The 19,106-nt window shown below is 41.6% G+C and carries 22 protein-coding genes; 9 read left to right on the forward strand and 13 right to left on the reverse strand.

Annotated features, from left to right (window positions below; all coding sequences use genetic code 11):
* Window positions 1-283: 283 nt before the first annotated feature.
* Window positions 284-1,486 carry a M20 family metallopeptidase gene (locus tag MHB50_RS11815; protein WP_340083828.1) on the forward strand — a complete coding sequence of 401 codons (1,203 nt, stop codon included), beginning with the start codon at window positions 284-286 and terminating at the stop codon, window positions 1,484-1,486.
* 591 nt (window positions 1,487-2,077) lie between these two features.
* Here MHB50_RS11815 and MHB50_RS11820 read toward each other — a convergent pair.
* Complete coding sequence (locus MHB50_RS11820) at window positions 2,078-3,301, reverse strand: ABC transporter permease (protein ID WP_339163822.1); 1,224 nt, start codon at window positions 3,299-3,301, stop codon at window positions 2,078-2,080.
* On the reverse strand, window positions 3,288-4,034 hold the full coding sequence (locus tag MHB50_RS11825) for an ABC transporter ATP-binding protein (protein ID WP_340083829.1): 747 nt from the start codon (window positions 4,032-4,034) through the stop codon (window positions 3,288-3,290). Before MHB50_RS11825 ends, MHB50_RS11820 begins: the two co-directional genes overlap by 14 nt.
* Before the next feature lie 472 nt (window positions 4,035-4,506).
* Between MHB50_RS11825 and MHB50_RS11830 the strand changes: the two genes are divergently transcribed.
* Together MHB50_RS11830 and MHB50_RS11835 are read left to right on the forward strand one after the other, a co-directional pair.
* Window positions 4,507-4,929, forward strand: a complete 423-nt coding sequence (locus tag MHB50_RS11830) for an HIT family protein (RefSeq protein WP_077112298.1) — start codon at window positions 4,507-4,509, stop codon at window positions 4,927-4,929.
* Window positions 4,930-5,072: 143 nt separating this feature from the next.
* Complete coding sequence (locus tag MHB50_RS11835) at window positions 5,073-5,594, forward strand: tryptophan transporter (RefSeq protein ID WP_077112297.1); 522 nt, start codon at window positions 5,073-5,075, stop codon at window positions 5,592-5,594.
* A gap of 34 nt (window positions 5,595-5,628) precedes the next feature.
* Here MHB50_RS11835 and MHB50_RS11840 read toward each other — a convergent pair whose 3' ends face one another.
* Window positions 5,629-5,808, reverse strand: coding sequence for a hypothetical protein (locus tag MHB50_RS11840; protein ID WP_077112293.1), 180 nt, complete (start codon window positions 5,806-5,808; stop codon window positions 5,629-5,631).
* A 139-nt stretch (window positions 5,809-5,947) separates the two neighbouring features.
* On the opposite strand from MHB50_RS11840, the gene MHB50_RS11845 reads away from it, so the two are divergent.
* Together MHB50_RS11845 and MHB50_RS11850 are read left to right on the forward strand one after the other, a co-directional pair.
* A complete protein-coding gene (locus tag MHB50_RS11845; RefSeq protein ID WP_077112291.1) occupies window positions 5,948-6,325 on the forward strand; it encodes a YtxH domain-containing protein in 378 nt (125 codons plus the stop codon).
* Window positions 6,326-6,460: 135 nt separating this feature from the next.
* Window positions 6,461-7,030, forward strand: coding sequence for an HTH-type transcriptional regulator Hpr (locus MHB50_RS11850; protein ID WP_077112289.1), 570 nt, complete (start codon window positions 6,461-6,463; stop codon window positions 7,028-7,030).
* Between the two features lie 6 nt (window positions 7,031-7,036).
* Here MHB50_RS11850 and MHB50_RS11855 read toward each other — a convergent pair whose 3' ends face one another.
* Window positions 7,037-7,375, reverse strand: a complete 339-nt coding sequence (locus MHB50_RS11855) for a DUF1878 family protein (protein WP_236017051.1) — start codon at window positions 7,373-7,375, stop codon at window positions 7,037-7,039.
* 128 nt (window positions 7,376-7,503) lie between these two features.
* On the opposite strand from MHB50_RS11855, the gene MHB50_RS11860 reads away from it, so the two are divergent.
* A complete protein-coding gene (locus MHB50_RS11860) occupies window positions 7,504-8,046 on the forward strand; it encodes a DUF3267 domain-containing protein (RefSeq protein WP_077112287.1) in 543 nt (180 codons plus the stop codon).
* 87 nt (window positions 8,047-8,133) lie between these two features.
* On the forward strand, window positions 8,134-8,313 hold the full coding sequence (locus MHB50_RS11865; RefSeq protein WP_077112285.1) for a hypothetical protein: 180 nt from the start codon (window positions 8,134-8,136) through the stop codon (window positions 8,311-8,313).
* Between the two features lie 89 nt (window positions 8,314-8,402).
* On the opposite strand, the gene MHB50_RS11870 is transcribed toward MHB50_RS11865, so the two are convergent.
* Window positions 8,403-8,495 (reverse strand): YjcZ family sporulation protein, encoded by a 93-nt coding sequence (locus MHB50_RS11870; protein ID WP_077112283.1) that lies wholly within the window; start codon window positions 8,493-8,495, stop codon window positions 8,403-8,405.
* 86 nt (window positions 8,496-8,581) lie between these two features.
* Window positions 8,582-8,668, reverse strand: a complete 87-nt coding sequence (locus MHB50_RS11875) for a YjcZ family sporulation protein (RefSeq protein ID WP_077112281.1) — start codon at window positions 8,666-8,668, stop codon at window positions 8,582-8,584.
* A 175-nt stretch (window positions 8,669-8,843) separates the two neighbouring features.
* Here MHB50_RS11875 and MHB50_RS11880 point away from each other — a divergent pair, with 175 nt between their 5' ends.
* A complete protein-coding gene (locus MHB50_RS11880) occupies window positions 8,844-9,764 on the forward strand; it encodes a peptidylprolyl isomerase (RefSeq protein ID WP_077112279.1) in 921 nt (306 codons plus the stop codon).
* 531 nt (window positions 9,765-10,295) lie between these two features.
* Here MHB50_RS11880 and MHB50_RS11885 read toward each other — a convergent pair.
* From MHB50_RS11885 to MHB50_RS11900, 4 genes are all read right to left on the reverse strand, one after another.
* On the reverse strand, window positions 10,296-10,487 hold the full coding sequence (locus MHB50_RS11885) for a sporulation YhaL family protein (RefSeq protein ID WP_077112277.1): 192 nt from the start codon (window positions 10,485-10,487) through the stop codon (window positions 10,296-10,298).
* Window positions 10,488-10,810: 323 nt separating this feature from the next.
* The gene (yhaM, locus tag MHB50_RS11890) at window positions 10,811-11,755 is read right to left on the reverse strand and encodes a 3'-5' exoribonuclease YhaM (protein WP_077112276.1); all 945 of its coding nucleotides are present in this window, start codon (window positions 11,753-11,755) and stop codon (window positions 10,811-10,813) included.
* Window positions 11,756-11,805: 50 nt separating this feature from the next.
* The gene (locus tag MHB50_RS11895; protein WP_340083830.1) at window positions 11,806-14,787 is read right to left on the reverse strand and encodes an AAA family ATPase; all 2,982 of its coding nucleotides are present in this window, start codon (window positions 14,785-14,787) and stop codon (window positions 11,806-11,808) included.
* Between the two features lie 14 nt (window positions 14,788-14,801).
* Window positions 14,802-16,031, reverse strand: a complete 1,230-nt coding sequence (locus MHB50_RS11900) for a DNA repair exonuclease (protein ID WP_077112272.1) — start codon at window positions 16,029-16,031, stop codon at window positions 14,802-14,804.
* 132 nt (window positions 16,032-16,163) lie between these two features.
* On the opposite strand from MHB50_RS11900, the gene MHB50_RS11905 reads away from it, so the two are divergent.
* Window positions 16,164-16,349 carry a YhzD family protein gene (locus MHB50_RS11905; RefSeq protein WP_077112270.1) on the forward strand — a complete coding sequence of 62 codons (186 nt, stop codon included), beginning with the start codon at window positions 16,164-16,166 and terminating at the stop codon, window positions 16,347-16,349.
* A 56-nt stretch (window positions 16,350-16,405) separates the two neighbouring features.
* Here the strand turns inward: MHB50_RS11905 and MHB50_RS11910 are convergent, their stop codons facing one another.
* The 3 genes from MHB50_RS11910 to MHB50_RS11920 form a co-directional block, all read right to left on the reverse strand.
* Window positions 16,406-17,272, reverse strand: coding sequence for a Cof-type HAD-IIB family hydrolase (locus MHB50_RS11910; protein ID WP_077112268.1), 867 nt, complete (start codon window positions 17,270-17,272; stop codon window positions 16,406-16,408).
* A gap of 277 nt (window positions 17,273-17,549) precedes the next feature.
* On the reverse strand, window positions 17,550-17,903 hold the full coding sequence (locus MHB50_RS11915) for a YlbF family regulator (RefSeq protein WP_077112266.1): 354 nt from the start codon (window positions 17,901-17,903) through the stop codon (window positions 17,550-17,552).
* A 31-nt stretch (window positions 17,904-17,934) separates the two neighbouring features.
* Window positions 17,935-19,077 carry a DUF445 family protein gene (locus MHB50_RS11920; RefSeq protein ID WP_340083831.1) on the reverse strand — a complete coding sequence of 381 codons (1,143 nt, stop codon included), beginning with the start codon at window positions 19,075-19,077 and terminating at the stop codon, window positions 17,935-17,937.
* Window positions 19,078-19,106 lie beyond the last annotated feature (29 nt).

Consider the following 19,106-nt stretch of genomic DNA (forward strand, 5'->3'; position numbering starts at 1 on the left):
TAAAAATAATAACGTTGGAGAATAGGGGTGGAATCTCGCGCCCTCACGATAATCGTGATGGCGTTTTCTCATTTTTAGGCAAGCAATAAACATCCTTATCATCATAATATTTACATCTGGCGGCGTCCATAAACGCGAACCAATGAAAAACGAGAGCAGACTTCGCAAAAAACCCTTGCCGCCACACATTTTTTCGGCAAGTAGAGAAGCCAACTGCCGGCATTCCTTTATTTTTCCATTAATGATATAATTTAATGTGAAAAATGGATGGGTGGTGTTTTATTTGAAACAAGCACTCTTTACAAAACTGGAGCAATATTATGATGAAATGGTTGAAATTCGCCGTTACTTGCATCAATATCCAGAATTGTCTTTCAAAGAAGAAAAGACTCCACAATATATTGCCGATTTTTACAGAAAACTCGGAATAAAAGTCCGTACCGGCGTTGGCGAAAATGGAGTGGTTGCCCGTATCAAAGGAAACAAACCTGGGAAAACGATTGCTTTGAGGGCTGATTTTGACGCGCTGCCAATACAAGAAGAAACGAATTTGCCATTCCAATCCAAAAACCCGGGCGTCATGCACGCTTGCGGACACGATGGCCATACTGCGACATTGTTAATTGTCGGTAAAGTTCTACATGAATTGAAGGAAGAGCTTTCGGGAGAATATGTACTCATTCATCAACATGCCGAAGAATTGGCTCCCGGCGGAGCCATCGCCATGATTAATGATGGGTGTCTTGAGGGTGTAGATGCCATTTTCGGTACCCATCTATGGGCCGAAACTGCATATGGGACTGTCCGTTACAAAACAGGTCCCTTTATGGCGGCTGCCGACCGTTATGAAATTACCATCAAAGGCCGCGGCGGTCATGGAGCCATGCCGCATAAAACGAAAGATGCCATCGTGATTGGCTCCCAACTTGTCATGAACTTGCAGCAAATTGTCAGCAGACAAGTAAATCCTACGGAACCTGCCGTTGTTTCAGTAGGCTCTTTTGTGGCAGAGAATGCGTTTAATGTTATTGCCGATACGGCCAAAATAAGCGGAACCGTTAGAACTTTCAGTGAACAGATACGAGATCAGGTCGAAGAGGAAATGGAAAGAATTGTCCGCGGAACATGTACAGCAGCCGGATGCGAATATGAATTTGAATATGCCCGTGGGTATCCAGCAGTTGTAAATCACCAAGACGAAACTGAATTTTTAATGAAAGTCGCCCACGAAGTGCCTGAAGTATCTGTTGTGGAAGAATCCAACCTTGAAATGAGTGGGGAAGATTTTGCCCATTACCTGCAACACGTAAAAGGGACATACTTTTTTACGGGAGCAAAACCAGATGCGCCCATCACTTATTCACATCATCATCCAAAGTTTGATATCAATGAAAAATCGATGCTGGTGGCAGCCAAGATTCTGGCACTCTCTGCGATCGACTATCAGCACTCGGAAACAAAGTGCAAACAGAAAGCCACAGTGTAAACAAGAAAAGAGTCTGGGAGGCAACTAAATCAGCTGATGAAAAAACGAACAATAAAGTGAAACTTCATTCAGTAGGCGTTTTCTTCCTTCTCCTACTGAATGTTAGTTGAACCAATCGGGCATTTAGGTACCGTTTTCTCACACTTAGACCTTTTGTATTCACTCAAGATTTTGAAGGGGGAGTCTCTTACGGAACCTTACATGCGGGATAAAGTGAAACTTCATTCAGTAGGGCTCCTACTGAATGTTAGTTGAACCAATCGGGCATTTAGGTGCCGTTTTCTCCCATTTAGACCTTTTGTATTCACTCAAGATTTTGAAGTGGGAGTCTTACGGCACCTTACATGCGGGATAAATGGTCCCAGTGTATTATACGCAAGCTTTTAGCGTAGTCAACATATGCGGGAATAGCTCGAGCTGAAGACCCGCAGGAAAGCGACCTTTGCTTTCCGAGGAAGCTGAAGAGACCTGCTTTAAAGCGAAATATGTTGACGTTGCGATGATAGGGATTTTTTAACACAAAAAAACCGAACAATGATAAATGAATTGTTCGGCTTTTGCTATTTCGTATTTGCTTATGTAGCTCCTTTTTTACTCGAATCGTTGCGCCCCCACTTTTTTCGCCGCATACACCTTCACAAACCAGGCTGTAAACGCCGCGCTCGCTCCCCCTATATAGACAGCATTTAAAAAGTTGCCATTCAATAGTTGAATGATCACAAACAAAATAGCCTGTCCCGCCAACACAAACAACAGTAATTTTAAAAAAGCTTTCTTTTTATGATGAGGTGATATTGGATAAAGATGGACCCATACTTTTACATCATTCCGGCGGTAAACCGGAAGCAGCTGGAATCCAGTCAAATATAAAAAGGCCACTGATATGGCAACCGCAATATACGGATTGTCCACAAACCATAAAAGAATCGCCGGTATGACTGATAAGCGCAAGATCAAGCCCGAAAACTCTTTCGTCCGCAGAAGTGTTCTTGAAAACAAGTGTACATATACTTGCTGTTGACCATATGGGATAAAGCGAAAAATCGGATCAAGCCATTTTCTTCTGCCCACACGGCTTTTTAAATGGGGAACGTCTGTGAACATATTGGCCGTGCGATAAAACAGCTGCATTCTTCCAGACTCTTTTTCAATCAGTCTTTCCCATTTAAGCGGCTGCTCCTTGCTCTTGCTTTCTGAGTACAAAGTGTAGGCAACGATAAACAAAGCAACCGCCAACATGATCATGACAGAGGATTGTGTGATCAGAAAAAACAAAAAAAAGCCGTTAAGCAAACTGCGAACTGAAAAGTCAGTGATAAGAGATGCCGTTTTTCCCGACTTCAAGGCATTCCAATGCATCCGTATGTTCCAAATTTTTAACAACAGCAGGCAGGCCAATATAATAAAGAAAGACCTGAAGTCGGCTCCAACCGTTCGATTCAGCAGCGGCATGAGGGCGGCCAAGACAAGCAAAAGCAAATACGACTGCAGGATAAAACTAAGCCGGCCGCCTTTTTGGAAATATCCGGACAGGCGTTTTTCCAAAGGGGAAAGAAAGACGGCATCCGGTTGCTTTAACAGCGTAATAATGGGACTGGCCGCAAGAAATCCCGCCAGCATCACCGCTGCAATTGCCGCACCGGGAAAGTCCGGCCCTATCGTTCTGATCCATTGGGAATAATAATAGATGGCGGCGCCTCCGCCAAAAATAAGAACAAACCTCACATGGTCATTCAGCATATATTTGAAATAACGCCTGATCTCCTTCATAAACGAATGGAGCCGTTCCGGCCATAGCGATTCAATCTGTTTCATTCGTCTCTTCCTTTGTCAGATGAATATATATATCATCAAGCCGAGCATCTCTCATTCCGAACTCTTCCTGCAATTCAGCCAGTGAGCCGTTTGCCCGCACCTCTCCGTTATGCATGATGATAAAACCGTCACAAAATCGCTCTGCAGTCGCCAGGATATGAGTAGACATCAATATTCCGGCTCCCTCTTCTTTTCTCTTGTTCATCAACTCCAGCAAAGATTGGATCCCGAGCGGGTCCAACCCCAAAAAAGGTTCGTCAATGATATAAAGCATTGGTTCCACCAAAAAGGCACACATGATCATGACCTTTTGCTTCATCCCTTTGGAAAAATGTGCCGGGAACCAACTTAATTTTTTATCGAGGCGGAACTCTTTTAATAAGGATCCGATTCTTTCCTTATATGTTTCCTCTTTCAACCCGTATGCCATTGCCGTTAAACGAAGATGTTCCTCTAGCGTCAATTCTTCATATAAAACAGGCGTTTCAGGTATGAAAGAAAACTGCCTTCGATATGTTTCCGTGTTTTCTTTTAAGGTAATGCCGTTTATCGTAACTGTTCCGGATCTTTCTTCCATCAAGCCGGTGATATGCTTAATCGTCGTACTTTTACCGGCGCCATTTAGGCCGATCAGTCCAATCATCTGTCCTTCTTCGACTGAAAAACTGACATTTTTAAGTACAGGATTTTTTGTATAGCCTCCGGTTAGATCTTTGACTTCCAATAAAGCCATCGCAAACGTCCTCTCTTTAAATTGCTTTCATTGTAACATATCAGCCATTTGGATGGTATTCCCACATAATGAATGCCGCCAGGGTCTTCGTACGGATCATATATTTTCCGCTTTTTTCCGGTCATGAAGGCAGTCAATATGGTTACCTTAATGATTGAAAGGGCTGGAAAAGAATATGGGGTGAAGCCGTTGGGCAATATTCTGCTTCAAACGCGCAAGTCGATCAGCATTTAAAGCACGAATCAAACCGTTAAGGGGATGATAGTGTTGGACATGTTATCGGATCATCGCATTTTTCTTTAGCGACAATTCAATTTGTGCGCCCTTTCCTTCAATGATGTGCAGGGAAGCTTTCCCTGCACTTTTCGTTTTTCATCGGGTTTGGACATGACAAACAGACGCCTCGTGCTTTTGTACACCGTCCTTTCCTATGCTAAAATGTGGGTAACAACAAGGAAAGGTGGAACTAACCATGGGTGCTTGCATTTTTTGTAAAATTATTAACGGAGACCTCCCCTCTGCACAAATTTATGAAGATGAGCATGTATTGGCTTTTCTTGACATCAGCCAGGTAACGAAAGGCCACACGCTTGTCATACCGAAAATACATATCGAAGATATTTTTCAAATGGATTCCGCGACAGCAAAAAACCTATTCTCTCCCGTCCCGGAAATAGCAAATGCGATTAAAGAAGCGTTTCATGCGGAAGGGATGAACCTTTTAAATAATAACGGAGCATTTGCCGGACAGGAAGTTTTCCATTATCATTTGCATCTTATTCCCCGGTATGATCATAAGGATGGTTTTTCCAAAACGTTTATCAGCCATCAGAAGGAATATTCGCCAGCGGACCTGCAAGAAATTGCTGCAACCGTACGCACCAAGCTTCAATAAGCCGATGCAGTCCCTCTTTTCACTTTAAAAAAGGCTTCATTCCAAAAGTTTAGTATGATACAATATTTCTAATCTTTCGCTGGCAGCATCAGAGCATGTCAGGAAAGCAGAAAGCCAGTTTAGTTGAGCAGAGGAGAGTTAGTATGAATACTAGAACGTTGGTCGTGTTATCCCTATTTATCGCCATCGGGGCGGCATTGCATTTCATCATGCCTGGAATTTATTTGGGAATGAAGCCTGATACAATGCTGGCCATGATGTTTTTGGGAGTTGTGTTATTCCCCGGCGTAAAAAATGTGCTCGTGCTTGGAATCGCAACCGGAGTGCTTGCCGGAATGACATCGAGCTTCCCGGGAGGCCAGATTCCAAACATAATCGACAAACCGATTACTGCATTTATCTTTTTCGCCTTATACTTGCTGATCGCCAAAAAATTTACGAACGTTGTCAGTGTATCCATTTTAACAGCAGTTGGCACGCTTGTATCGGGAACTTTGTTTCTTACATCCGCATACTTGATCGTCGGTTTGCCGGGACCATTCGCTGCACTTTTTGGCACGGTTGTCATCCCTACCATCGTCATGAATACGATCGTCATGTTTATTTTATACCCGATCGTCAAAACGATTCTCAAACGGACGAACCTTTTACAGACGGCCCAATAGAAGAACCCTTTCGGGGTTCTTTTGTTTTACATACTTACAGCAACAGAGCTATAATGATCATCACTAGACCTGTAAAGCCGAGCAAAGCGGCCCGCTGTTTCAAAACTTTTTTCGGCGGATAAATTCTCGGACGCATGCACGCCATCATGTGGTGCAGCATTCCAAACAGCAGGCATATGCCAATCACGATTGCCAAACCTTTTACGATGTTCAATTCCCGCCACCTCAATCCCCGCAACTTTCTAAATCATATGCTCAAATGCGTGTGGACATGAAAAAGTTGGGGTATAAAGTATATAAGGGAGTCTATTTTTTCACCAAGGAAATGATTATAATGATAGGGGTGATGTGAAATGAACAAAAAAATGTTGACTTATGGATTAGTAGTTGGAGGGGTGGTTGGTGCTGCGACAGCACTGCTCTCTGCGCCGCTTTCGGGAAAAGATTTGCGCAAACAGATAAAAGAAGCCAAAAATGAGTGGGTTCGAATCGCCAATGAATTCAAAGAGAATGCTGCCGAAATGAAGCATTCTGTCGCAAAGCTTTCCAAAGAAGGAACTGAAATCATCAAAGAACTGGCAACAGATGTTAAAACAGTTGTCGAAGAATGGCAGCAGGACATCGAACCAACTAAAGAATCACTGCAACAAGAAATTAAAAATATCCAGCAAACAATTGCTGATTTGGAAGACAAGTTGCAAAAAGGAAAAGGGACAAATAATCCAGCCTAAATAAAAAAAGCAAGAGTAAATTTCGACAAAACTCTTGCTTTTTTTATTTTTTACTTAAAAACCATGATTTTCTCGTTGCATCTTTATTTTTTATTTTGCATAATAATGAAAAGACATGCAAAGCGAGGGAATAAAATGCAGAAAGAACATTTCTCAATGAAGGAAGCGATGATTTTCAGCCAACGGATGGCACAACTGAGCAAGGCGTTATGGAAAGCGATAGAAAAGGACTGGCAAAACTGGATCAAGCCATACAATTTGAATATTAACGAACATCATATTTTATGGATTTCCTACCATTTGAAACAAGCATCTATTTCTGATATCGCCAAGTTTGGTGTGATGCATGTATCCACTGCATTTAATTTCTCGAAAAAGCTTGAAAAGCGAGGGTATCTCCAATTTTCCAAAACGGAAGATGACAAACGGAATACGTATATAAGGCTGACGAAAAAAGGAGAGCATTTACTGCTGGATTTAATGGAATGCTATGAGCCTCATAAAAGCATGATTGTCCAAGGAGCATTGCCGCTACAAGACCTGTATGGAAAGTTTCCGGAAGCACCAGAAATCATGGTAATGGTACGTAAAATATATGGCGATGACTTTATGGAAATTTTTGAAAAATCATTCAACAATCTCGAATCCGACTTTACAGAAGACGGACTGGCCATTCATAAAACAAAGGTTGACAATGCGGTTTAGCGCACACTAATCCATATTTTGCAGCAATTTATTCATCAGTTCCACATATATGCCTTGCTTTATGCATGCGGTAATGGTTTCTTTTAGCGATAATTTTTTATTCAATCTTGTTGTAAATTCTTGAAAAAGCGGAGTGTAATAAACAAAATGATCCGCTTTTAGTTTTTTTAAATCTTTGTTAAGCTTTTCACAAAGTTCCAGGAAGCCCTCTACCTCCTGTTCAGATAAATTATATTTTATGACAAGAAGGTCGAAAGCTTTGTCCGTATGCTGGATCATTCCCAACAGCAACCTTTGGTGATATTCCAACTTTTCCACCCTCGCCTTCATCTCTCCCATATCCATGTTTTCCCTTCCCCCCATCGACTCTATATCTTTGTTTTACATTAAGGAAAAAGCATATTGCAATTCAGCATTTTTCATCGTAAAGTATGGAAAGTAACCGATTTTCAAACCACTGGAGGCTGTCCATTATGCATTGTTGGAAAACATATTATTTAAATCGCAAGTACGATTTTTTTCGGCGTTTTTTTATTTCTTCTATTGTTACTCTGCTTGTTTTTATTATATTTTATGTTACAATGCAATCCTTTATGGACCGTCAATTTAACGATGATTACGTGTTTGCTTTTATATTGGCAACCATTCTTCTATACCCGCTTCATAAATTATGCCACCTGCTGCCAATCATTCCATATTATCAGTATATGAAGTGGGAAATCGAGTTTTTTTATCTATTGCCAGTTATTAAAATGAAAGTGGAATATCCCATTCCAAAAAAAAGGTTTCTCTTTGCACTTATTTTACCATTTTTACTGATCAACGCGGTACTAATCACATTCCTATTTCTTTTTCCGAAATATGGACATTACATCGCTATTTTATTTTCTTTACACAGCGGTATGTCCACGTTTGATTTTATTTATATAAGAGCGCTGTTTTCTTCACCCAAAAATACACTCGTTGAGGAAAATGAAGACGGCTACGACCTCCTTGTGGAAGACGAGGAGGACTAATTCACAAGCATTTTCAACATGGCACTGTTATTTTGTTATAAAATTTGCTATCCTTTCTTTATGAGGCAGTGAGGGGGAGGATCATTCTTGGTTTCTTTTTTTATTGTGTATGCAGTTATCATATTATATGTTTTTAATAATTTAACTTACTCCCTCTGTATCCAGAGAGAGATTCCCGAAGAGCGCCATCCCAAAATTTTTCGAACGATCAATATTTTAATTACGATATTGCTATTTTCGTCATATATTGAAATTTTGTTTACGTAAATGCCGGGCTGGTTTAAAGATCGGATAAAAAGAAGGACGGGATGTTGGAATCCCGCCTTTTTTGGCCTATATAAACCGTTATTGGCTTCTTAGTAGCCCCAAGCGGCACCAACGATTACTAACAAAATGAACAAAACGACGATCAGGGCAAAGCCGCCGCCGTATCCAACTCCTGCGCCCACTTTCTACACCTCCTCTATACCATTCACCATTCATCATATTCCCTTATCAGTTTATTGATCAGGTAATTAGCCCACTTTTCAGCAAATTACCAAACAAATGCCGCCCCAACGATCACCAGCAAAATAAACAACACAACGATCAAGGAAAAGCCGCCGCCACGAAAGCCGCCCATTCTTCATGACCTCCTTTACTCACTTACAGCATATGCCATGCAGGGCTATTTGGCTGATACAAACGCCCAATTTGCTTCGATTTTATGGAAACTGTTTTTTTCTGTAATCATCTATGATATAGTAAGTTTTGTGGAATTTCTCCAAAAAGGATAACATTACAGGGAGTTGGCTTATATGAAAAAATGGGTAGTTACCCTTACGATGGCGGCAGGAATCGTCGGTTTAGCAGGTTGCGGCGGCCAAAACAGTGATACAGTAGCAAAAACGAGTGCCGGTAATGTAACAAAAGATGAGCTTTATGAAGCAATGAAAGGAAAAGCCGGTGAACAGGCCCTTCAGCAGCTCGTATTTGAAAAAGTTCTTTCCAAGGAATATAAAGTATCGGATAAAGAAGTTGATAAAAAAATGGACGAGCTAAAAGAGCAGCTCGGACCCCAATTTGAAATGGCGCTGGCTCAAAGCGGTTTTAAAGATGAAGATGATTTCCGCGAGTCTCTCAAAGTAAATCTGCTGCAAGAAAAAGCCGCGGTAAAAGACGTTAAAGTTTCTGAAAAAGAAGTAAAAGAATATTACGATAACAAACAAAAAGAACTCGAAGTTCGCCACATTTTAGTGGAGGACGAAAAAACCGCGAAAGATGTGAAAGCAAAGCTTGATCAGGGCGGAGACTTCGCGGCACTCGCGAAAGAGCATTCTGTCGATACGGCCGCCAATGAACAGGGTGGAAGCCTTGGGACAATTACCATTGATACTCCACAGATGGATCAGACATTTATAAAAGAAGCATTCAAATTAAAGAAAGATCAAATCAGCAACCCTGTGCAAACACAATTTGGCTGGCATATCATTCAAGTAACGAATATTAAAGAGAAACCAAAAAAGGATGTTAAACCATTCGATGAAGTCAAGGATGATTATGCCCATGAATTAAAAGTGGCCAAGCTTGACCCTGAGACCATGCAAGAAGCTTTAACGAAAGAACTGAAAAAAGCAGATATCAAAGTAAATGACAAAGATTTAAAAGAAACCTTTGATGCCATGTTAAATGACAAGCAGGATCAAGGCGACAATAAAAAAGAAGAAGAAAAAAAATAACGCGAGTCTGAGACAGAACACTGTAAAAATGAGTGAACCGCGTGAAATCAAGTTTGAAAACCTTGATTTCACGCGGTTTTATTATCACGATTTTTACGAATATCAATCAGCTTTCAACTTATGTCCACTCCCCTATTTGTGTAAAAAAATCCCTCTCATCGCTACGTCAACATATTTCGCTTTCCGCAGGTCTCTTCAGCTTCCACGGAAAGCGAAGGTCGCTTTCCTGCGGGATCTTCAGCTCGAGCTATTCCCGCATATGTTGACTACGCTAAAAGCTTGCGTATGATACACTGGGACAATTGATCCCGCATATAAGGTGCCGTAAGACTCCCACTTCAAAATCTGAGTGAATACAAAAGGGCTAAGTGGGAGAAACGGCACCTAAATGCCCGATTGGTTCAACTAACATTCAGTAGGAGATAGAAGAAAACGCCTACTGAATGTTGTTTCACTTTATTGTTCGTTTTTTCATCAGCTGACTTAGTTGTGTCACAGACTCTTTCCATTTTTCATATAAAGCAAAACGCCTTAAGCATTTTCCGCTTCGTTTACTTCCTTTCTTCGCTCTTTCTCTTCTTCCATTCTCTTCATAAATACTTCTCCTTCTTTTTCAATCCATTCTTGCTCCACTTCCCGGTCTTCTCGGGCCGTTTTCACGGCCATAAACGCGCTGACAAAGATTCCTGCAATAACGAAGTATATCCAAATAGGCAGAGACATGTGTGACATCTCCTTTCATAAGCTTGTCCGTTTGTTTTCATCATATGCCGGGATCAAAAAAAAATGCCTCTTAACAAGAGAAACTATCAGATGAAAAGGATGCATACGCTTAACTTTACTTGCGTGAGTATTCGCAGGAAAAAACAAAGTGAATACATAGGAAAGCGACACTCCAAATAAAAACCCGTGTCTATATTCAAATGAAAATAACACTCATAAAACCCGCGCCAATATTTATATGAAATCGTTACCATCTTATTTCAAAATAAAACTTGTAGAGAAATGATTCCCTACAAGCTGAATGACTTTAAATGAAAAAGCCATTATGAATGGAATGTTGGCTTGTAAAACGAGCGATTGTCCAGAGGAAATATTTTTTCTGTATATTCCCCGGGTTTTACCCGTTTTAAGGCGCGATCCAACATATTCATTTTTGCATCCAAGTTATCAATCAAATGTAATATTTCCGCTTCTTTGATCATTGGCTGCTTCGGACTTCCCCATTCCATTTTTCCGTGATGGCTTAAGACAAGGTGCTGAAGGACAACTATTTCCTCCCCTTGGATGCCCAACTCCTCAGCGGCTTTTCCAATCTCCTCCACCATGATTGTGATATGGCCGAGCAAGTTGCCTTCGATTGTATAAGCAGCCGCCACCGGGCCTGTCAATTCGATGACTTTGCCCAAGTCATGCAAAATAATTCCTGCATACAGCAAATCCCTGTCTAGAGACGGATATAATTCAGTGATCGACCTGGCAAGATCCAACATGGACACAACATGGAAACCAAGTCCCGATACAAATTCATGATGATTTTTCGTAGCCGCCGGATATTCGAGAAACTGCTCATAATATTTGCGGAGCAGATGTCTCGTAATCCGTTGGATATTGGGATTTTTCATTTCAAATATATATTGTGTCACCTTGCTGGATATTTCTTCTTTTGACAATGGGGCTGTTTCCAGCAAATCTGCAACCGTTATTCCGTCTTGTGGAGCCGATCTTCTAATCTGCTTGATCTTTAATTGCATTCTTCCCCGATAATTATGGACTTCCCCCGCTACTCGCACGATCTTTCCCGGTTGGTATATCTTGACTTCATCATCAGAAGCATCCCATAACTTCGCTTCTATATCCCCCGATCGGTCCTGGAGGATAAGCGTAAGAAATGGTTTTCCGTTGCTCGCAATTCCCCTGACCGCATTTTTGATCAGTAGAAACATATCAACATGTTCGCCCACTTCATATTCCAATAGTTCTTTTAGCATCCAAACGCCTCCATCCCCTTGTTCCAATCAAATTATACCATAACCCTTTCCTATTGAGCCCCGCTCAATTGAAATGATTGCTCATCAAGCTCCAAGACATGTTCTCCGGGAAGGTGTTCGATTACATGCGGATGACACGTAAACAACAATACTTGCGTGTTGGAACTAACTTGTTTGATCAACTGTAACACCCGCTGTGTCCGCTTTTGATCAAAATTGACAAATCCATCATCAATGAAAACCGGAAACGGGAGTTCTTCTCTCAGCACGTGAATCAGTCCCAAGCGAATCGCCGTATATAGCTGTTCACCCGTTCCTTTGCTCATTTCGATAGGTGTAAACACTGTCCGGTCTTTTCTTTCCACAAGCAGATTTCCATCCTCCCGCAAGAAAATGCGCCTGTATTCACCGCCTGTCAATATGGAGAAGCATTCCTCCGCTTTTTGTATTGCCTTTGGAAAGCGTTCTTCTTGATATTTTTGCAATGTTTTTTCAAGTATCGCTTTGGCGGCGGCAAGCTCTGTCCATTTTTTGGCGTCCTCGTTAAAAGTTGAGCGCAAATGATAAAAGTGATGGAGGTGCTCCGTATAAGTTCCTCCGTTTTCAAGGAAGCGGATCTCCTGAGTCAGAGCTGCAAGCTGATTGCGATAGCGCTCCATCTTCTCCTCATCATTGTTAATAGAATCTTTTAATATGGCCATTTCACCTTTTAACTCCCCGGCAGTTTGGAATTCAGGCACAAGCTGATCGGGATCAATCTGACTTGCTAACAGGTCGAGCCTTTGGCTTAATTTTTCTGTCTCATGAAACAAGTCCGCCTTTTTTCGAAATGCCTCTTCTGTTTCAACCCCCGCCGCTTCCAGTAATGTAGACATATGCGTTCTGATTTCTTTCTGCTCATTTTCATAAAACAGCGCATCCGTTTGTAAATTTTGCAGCTTTTTCTTCAATTCCTGGAATACAATTTGTTTTTTACGTTCCTTATCGAGTAATTCTTTGATCGTAAAAACAGCTTCAGAGGGATCTGTTACTCGTATATCAAGCGCGCTCAAAAAAGTCTTTATACCGGTATGCCATTCTTCCTGTTTTCGGGATAACATACGCCATTGTTTCTTTAGATCATGTATACGCTCTTTCGTCTCCTGCAGTCGTTTCAAGAGTTGAAACGCGTCTTCCAGCTTCAAATTATGGAAACTTTCGTGAAGCCCGAACGCTTTTTTAATCTCATTCAGCTCTTTTTGATTGGCCGACATCGCCGTCCTTATCGTTTCGTACTGGTCCTTTACTTGGTCCACTTTCTCCCGTTGCTGTTCTAATTGATGATAAGCCTGCTTCCACTCCTCACGAAGCTGGAGTTGCCTTTCAAATCGTGAGAAAAGATCCGTTCGTCCGTCGAATTTTGCAATGGTCTCCTCCATTGTTTTTAATTGCTCTTTCTTTATGCGGATGCTTTCATCGTATAACCCATCATTATTTCTCTTCCAAGACAGCATCATAACCGAATACAAGATGGCAGCGATGGAAAACAGTGCAAATATCCATTGGTTGGAAAAAAAGCTCCATATAAAAACAAAAGCAAACAGTGAAACAAACAGGCCGTTTATAATAAAGCTCTGTTTTCTTTTTTGTGCCCTTTCCCGCTCTTCGCGGCTTTTTTGCTCAAGAAGGCGCTCAATCTCCCTTTCCAAAGTCCGCTTTTCTTGTTCGGCCGACTGGACAGACGCTTGCATGTCATACTGTTTTTTCCACTTTTGAAATGTTTCTTCATCGATCAGGTTGCGTTCAATGTCCTTACACGTTTCCTCACATTTTTTCAGCAGCACTAGCTCATTGTTCAACATGTCATCCATGTCGCTTATTTTTCCTTCCAAACGGACATATTGTCGAACCTGTTCCTTCAATTTCGCTTTCATGTCCATTCCCAAGTTGAATTCATGCATGGCGGAAAAAATATGCTCGGACAAATTCAATTCCTTCAAAATATAGGCCGTTTCTTTTTCATAATCCTCTATTTCTTTAACAATCAAGGAAATTTTTTCGTCTGCTTGCTCATATGAGGGCCATCCCTGCACAAGCAACTCAGCCCGGCTTTGTTGAAACCCCGGCATTGGCGCGTGCGCCTCCAGCTCCTCCTTTGTTTCCGCCCATTTTTGTTTGGTTGTTGCCAAAGCACTGCTCACTTGAATCAGTTGATCTTTATATTTTTCAAGCCTGGCAATCCCTTCTGTCGGAAAATCGACAGGACCCACTTGTTCAAGCCGGCTTTTGATCTGTTCGGCCTCCATGATGAGCGGCCAGGACTTATACAAGTTCTCATAGTTTCTTAGCTGTTCCTTTTTCAAACGAAGTAACTCTTCAAGTTCCCTCATGGCTTGTTTTACAGACTCTTTCTTTTGGAGCAACGTTTCATATTGTGCGTTTTCTTGCCTGGCATGTTTAAGAAGCTGTTCCTGCTCACGGAGCTTTTTCATTTGGACATTCATCCGGGGTTTGCGTCCGCCTGGTTTAAAAAGATCATGCATGTTTTTTTGCAGATGCTGTTCCGCTTGGAGTAATAAGTCTGTTCCCACTGTTCCGGCAGCGATTAAATACTTGGCGATATCCTCTTCTTTTAATCGGTGGATTTGCTGCAATCCTTCGAGGCGAAAAGAAAAAATACTTTCAAACATCTGCCTGTCCATTCCGTTTAAAAGTTCGCGTAAAAATGCTTCATCTTTGATCGTTCCGTCTTCCAACACAATTGTTACATCTCCCGCAGCCTTTCCCCTTACTCGTTCGATGACGACTTCACCAAATTTACCGGTTGCCATGACCAATTTACCGCCATAAGAAGAGCCGGTTTTCGGTTCATATCTTGGCTGAGATGTCTGTTGTTTGCCTGGAAATCCGAATAACATGCTTTGGATAAACGACATGATCGTCGATTTGCCCGCTTCATTCTCACCGTAAAAAATTTGGAAATCCCCCATGTTTTTAATATGGAGATCGTTAAATTTACCATATCCGTATATGTAAATTTCTATAAGCCGCAATGATTCTCCCCCCTTCACTTCATCCTGGAAATCGAGTCAATCACAAGCTTTTGGGCAGAATAAAGTATCTCGTCTAATTCCTGTTCAGTGAAAGCATCCAAATAACGACTTCCATATGTATGGGAGTAAAGATCAGCAATCGCTTCATCTAATCCATCGCTCTTTAATTCCAAAACGATGCTTTCGATAGTGTCGGCCAGTTTTTCATCAATAACACTCGAGGAATGAAGCATCGTGGCATGAATCTTATAAGGCCAAACAAATGCTCCTTCGAAATCAGCATTGTCTTGAAGCATTTCTAGAAACTCTTCATTCTCAATCGTTCGCAAAACGTTATCCAAAAGCAAATCCGCCTGGTGAAGGGTCAAACTGCAAAGGACCCCTTCGGCTTTGTTTGACCGGAGTGATTCCATTTCTTTTATACATTCATTAAAAAGCTGCGTTAGATCCATGCCTTCCCGAATGTGGATGTCGATTGATTCCCAGCGAATATCCGCCGTTTCAATAAATTCCACTTCCGTTTCGCCCGCCTCTTTTAAAACAACAAAATAACAACCTTTTTCCCCATACTCTTTTTGGTGCCTTCCTTGAATGTTTCCCGGATATACGATATACGGATTGGAATGCAGTATTTGTTTTTGATGTATGTGGCCGAGCGCCCAATAATCCATGGTTTTTTTGAGCAATTCATCAACTGAAAAAGGAGCATAAGGCTGATGCGTCCCTCCTTGCCCTTCTTCGCTTCCATGAAGCATGGCAATATGGAAATCGGCCCCTTCCACTCTTTTATATTCTGCGACTTTCCGGGAATAGACATGCCGCTTTGGATAACTGAATCCGTACACATAAGCGGAAACCCCGTTTTTCCCAATCCATTTGACGGACTCCACTTTCTCTGAAAAGATCCGAACATTTCCCGGCATGTCAAGCGAGATCCAGCCGCCGTCCAAGTGATCGTGATTCCCGTGTATCATAAAAACGGATATGCCGCTTTCTTCCAATCGCTGCAACTGTTTTCTCAATCGCGCCTGTGCTTTGATGCTGCGGTCTTCCCCGTCATATAAATCACCACATATGAGCACGAAATCAACCTTTTTTTCGATAGCCGCGTCAATTACGTTTTGAAATGCCGTAAATGTACTTTCCCTTAAACGCTGTACCAATGGTTTCGGCAAATGGCCCAAGCCCCGGAAAGGACTGTCCAAATGCAAATCTGCTGTATGTATAAAACGGATTTCTTTCATGATGACAGCCACCCCCCCCAAACGAATATACGTTCTCATTATTATACTAAAGTTTGGGAGTACATGCCATCACCACCTTTTCATTTTACCGCAAGTATGTAATGATAGTGATAAAAAAAGGAGGTTCATAGAATGGGAACCTATTACTTAACCGCTTTTGAGAAAACAGGGAAAACATTGCTGGATGAAACGTTTGAAGCAAACAATGAAAGCGAGGCCAAAGAGAAAGGGAACGCCATTCTGGCTGAAAAAGGACTGCTTCAACACACACACCGATGCACAACACAAGCGGGACAGCTTGTTTTATTTCACCGCTGACAATGAACAGGCGCCTCCGAGCTTTTACCAAAAGCCGAAGGCGCCTTTCCAAGCGTTTATTTAAGCATATTGTTCTTTTTTAAAAATTCGATGCGATACTGCTTTCGAAAATGTTCTCGAACCATGTAGGCCAAGCCGTTTTCATTATTGGTCCTCGTAATCCAGTCTGCGGAATCTTGAAGCGCAATAGGCGCATTGCCCATGGCAACACCCAAACCCGCCCAACTGACGAGAGGAATATCATCCATGCCTGCTCCGACGGCAACAACTTCGTGCTGCTTGATGCCATAGTGGTTACAAATATACTTGATCCCATTTAACTTTGAAGCGCCCGCCGCCACAATTTCCATCTTTAGTCCATCGGATTCTATGCAATGGACTTCTTCGTACATTTCCTCAATCGCTTTTTTCGCATCTTCCAAATCCTTTTTCGCGAAAAAAACCACTTCCATTTTTGGTGGAGAAACAGGATCATCCAACAGTCGTTCACTTAGAGAATCAACGTACCTTTCTTGGTAGATGAAGCGGCTCGCCGATTGAAAAACAACCTTTGCCAGCATGTTGTTGGGGACCTTCACTTTATTGCCAAGTAAAAATTTTTCATGTACAAGGCGAATTTGGCAAGAAAAAGATTCTAAAAGCGTGACGAGTTCACTTGTAATCTGCTCATTAATTCGATGAACATATATCGGTTTGTTTAATTCTTTGGCGATGAAAGCGCCTTGATGCGTAGCTAAATAGGAGTCAAGCTTTAGCATTTTCGCCACACGTTTGGCTGCCGGAAAGTTCCTCGATGTGGCGATCGTTATATGAATTCCCTTTTGCAGCGCAAAATCCACCGCTTCCCGGGTATGTTTATGAATCTTGCCATTGTCTTGCTCAAGAGTTCCATCGATATTCATGACAAGCATTTTATATACCATGTTGCATGCTCCCCCTTTACGCAGTCTCTGCCTTTATTTATATATACGAGATGCGCGGGACAATTAGAACAAACTTGACGGATTGGAAAATAGCAAGAAAACGGGGCTGGACATAAGCAAATACGAAATAGCAAAGGGACCGGAACAAAAACCCTGTAAAAATGAAACAAACCGCATGGAAACAAGTTTCAAAACCTTGATTTCACGCGGTTTTATTCTCACGATTTTTACGAATATGAATCAGCTTTCAACTTATGTTCCAGCCCCTTCGTTCAAATCACCCGAAACTGGGACCATACAGATCATCAAGTGGTTTCAGAATGATTTTATTTAATTCGGCAATGATCATGCTCATCCGTTGTTCTGCATCCATTAACTTCGCCACTTTATGATGTTGCTGCACCCGGTTGGCAATTTCTTGTGCTTTCATTACTTCATCATCAGTAATATGCAGGCCTTCCATTTGTTTGTGCTGAAGCTGCAATTGAACATTCCGAAACTCATCAAACAAGTCACGGGCTGCCGGATCATTGGCGACTGCTTCAAACATTTGCTTCAGGTGGCTGAATTCTGTGCTTCTTCGCACCGCTTTTTCAAGAACATACGCTTGATCATATAAATTGGTACTCATATTAACAACTCCTCCCTCATCGTTTAACATACTATGATGCAACTGTAACAATGATACCCTGTATGATTCCAATTACTCCCCCCAATATCGCTCCGAGATAAGTGATCATGACCAATTCTTTTTTAGCGATTGAAATGACAAGCTCTTCCAATCGTTTCAGGGAGAAAGATTCTATTTCGTTCCGAATAATGTCTTCTATTTGAAAACGTTCCAACACCTCGCCGGATTGTTTCGTCAAGTACTCCCCTGCGATGGACAGAAGATTCGGGAGGACAGATTCCTTTATTTTAGCCCGATAAGGGAGGACAAGTTCACTGATCGGCTTTTGTAAAATGTCATCCACTTTCACCATCTTTGCAGCCGTTTCTTGCAAAAATGAAATAGCTTTTTGATCATTTAAATGTTGCAGAAATTCATGCGCCTTTTTACGTTTAAATTTGGCTGTTTCTTCTTCCATGATGGAGACAAGTACTTGTTTTGTGTTTGGATGATGCAGAAATTTGTTCAACTCAGGCTGCACCTTTTCAGCAAGCTGTTCCTCACCAATAAACATTTGAATCAGGTTCCATATTTTCCCCCGGGTTTTGAAAAAGTTTTCAATCATGACAGTGATTTTCTCTTTGCCTTCCTCACTTGTAAAATACTCGCTCCCCTTTTGAATGATTCGGTCGGCAATAAGGGGAATGTTTTGCTGAAAAACTTCCAACCACTGTTCGGGAACGATCTCCATTAATGATTTGTCTTTATATTGTTGCTTTAATGAATAAAACTTTTTTTCAATTTGGGTATTCATATATACAGATATTTTTTCACCCGGGGCGAATATTTGCATGTGTTCCAACAATTCTTCCAATGTCATCCCTTTGTCAAGCCAATGAGATATCTTGTCATTGATCCAGATTTCCATTTCTTGTTTGAACGTTTCATCTGTCAATTTTTTATTAATGCTGTCGGGCGTGACTAAATGGCTGACGACAAGCCGCCCTATTTGTGCCGCCAGTTCCCCTTGTCTTTTCGGAATTAACCCCGGCGTAAACGGAAGCCTCCATTTCCCGATATAAACTGGATAAAACGGCCGAAACAGCATCCGAATGGCAAGAAAGTTTGTAAAGCCACCGATCACTGCTCCTATCACCATCATAAACAACACTAATATGAACCAATTGTTCATCATGCATCTCCTCCAACTATGCAAAAGCGTAT

The organism is Siminovitchia sp. FSL H7-0308 (genome assembly GCF_037980985.1).
Lineage (GTDB): Bacteria > Bacillota > Bacilli > Bacillales > Bacillaceae_C > Siminovitchia > Siminovitchia thermophila.

Excerpts from the sequence above, each read along its gene's own strand:
- MHB50_RS11905 (WP_077112270.1), top strand. The coding sequence starts at position 16,164 with ATGGGAACCTATTACTTAACCGCTTTTGAGAAAACAGGGAAAACATTG.
- MHB50_RS11910 (WP_077112268.1), bottom strand. The coding sequence starts at position 17,272 with ATGGTATATAAAATGCTTGTCATGAATATCGATGGAACTCTTGAGCAA.
- MHB50_RS11830 (WP_077112298.1), top strand. The coding sequence starts at position 4,507 with ATGGGTGCTTGCATTTTTTGTAAAATTATTAACGGAGACCTCCCCTCT.
- MHB50_RS11850 (WP_077112289.1), top strand. The coding sequence starts at position 6,461 with ATGCAGAAAGAACATTTCTCAATGAAGGAAGCGATGATTTTCAGCCAA.
- MHB50_RS11915 (WP_077112266.1), bottom strand. The coding sequence starts at position 17,903 with ATGAGTACCAATTTATATGATCAAGCGTATGTTCTTGAAAAAGCGGTG.
- MHB50_RS11825 (WP_340083829.1), bottom strand. The coding sequence starts at position 4,034 with ATGGCTTTATTGGAAGTCAAAGATCTAACCGGAGGCTATACAAAAAAT.
- MHB50_RS11835 (WP_077112297.1), top strand. The coding sequence starts at position 5,073 with ATGAATACTAGAACGTTGGTCGTGTTATCCCTATTTATCGCCATCGGG.
- MHB50_RS11845 (WP_077112291.1), top strand. The coding sequence starts at position 5,948 with ATGAACAAAAAAATGTTGACTTATGGATTAGTAGTTGGAGGGGTGGTT.
- MHB50_RS11880 (WP_077112279.1), top strand. The coding sequence starts at position 8,844 with ATGAAAAAATGGGTAGTTACCCTTACGATGGCGGCAGGAATCGTCGGT.
- MHB50_RS11920 (WP_340083831.1), bottom strand. The coding sequence starts at position 19,077 with ATGATGAACAATTGGTTCATATTAGTGTTGTTTATGATGGTGATAGGA.
- MHB50_RS11885 (WP_077112277.1), bottom strand. The coding sequence starts at position 10,487 with ATGTCTCTGCCTATTTGGATATACTTCGTTATTGCAGGAATCTTTGTC.
- MHB50_RS11820 (WP_339163822.1), bottom strand. The coding sequence starts at position 3,301 with ATGAAACAGATTGAATCGCTATGGCCGGAACGGCTCCATTCGTTTATG.
- MHB50_RS11900 (WP_077112272.1), bottom strand. The coding sequence starts at position 16,031 with ATGAAAGAAATCCGTTTTATACATACAGCAGATTTGCATTTGGACAGT.
- MHB50_RS11855 (WP_236017051.1), bottom strand. The coding sequence starts at position 7,375 with ATGGATATGGGAGAGATGAAGGCGAGGGTGGAAAAGTTGGAATATCAC.
- MHB50_RS11860 (WP_077112287.1), top strand. The coding sequence starts at position 7,504 with ATGCATTGTTGGAAAACATATTATTTAAATCGCAAGTACGATTTTTTT.
- yhaM (WP_077112276.1), bottom strand. The coding sequence starts at position 11,755 with ATGCTAAAAGAACTATTGGAATATGAAGTGGGCGAACATGTTGATATG.
- MHB50_RS11875 (WP_077112281.1), bottom strand. The coding sequence starts at position 8,668 with ATGGGCGGCTTTCGTGGCGGCGGCTTTTCCTTGATCGTTGTGTTGTTT.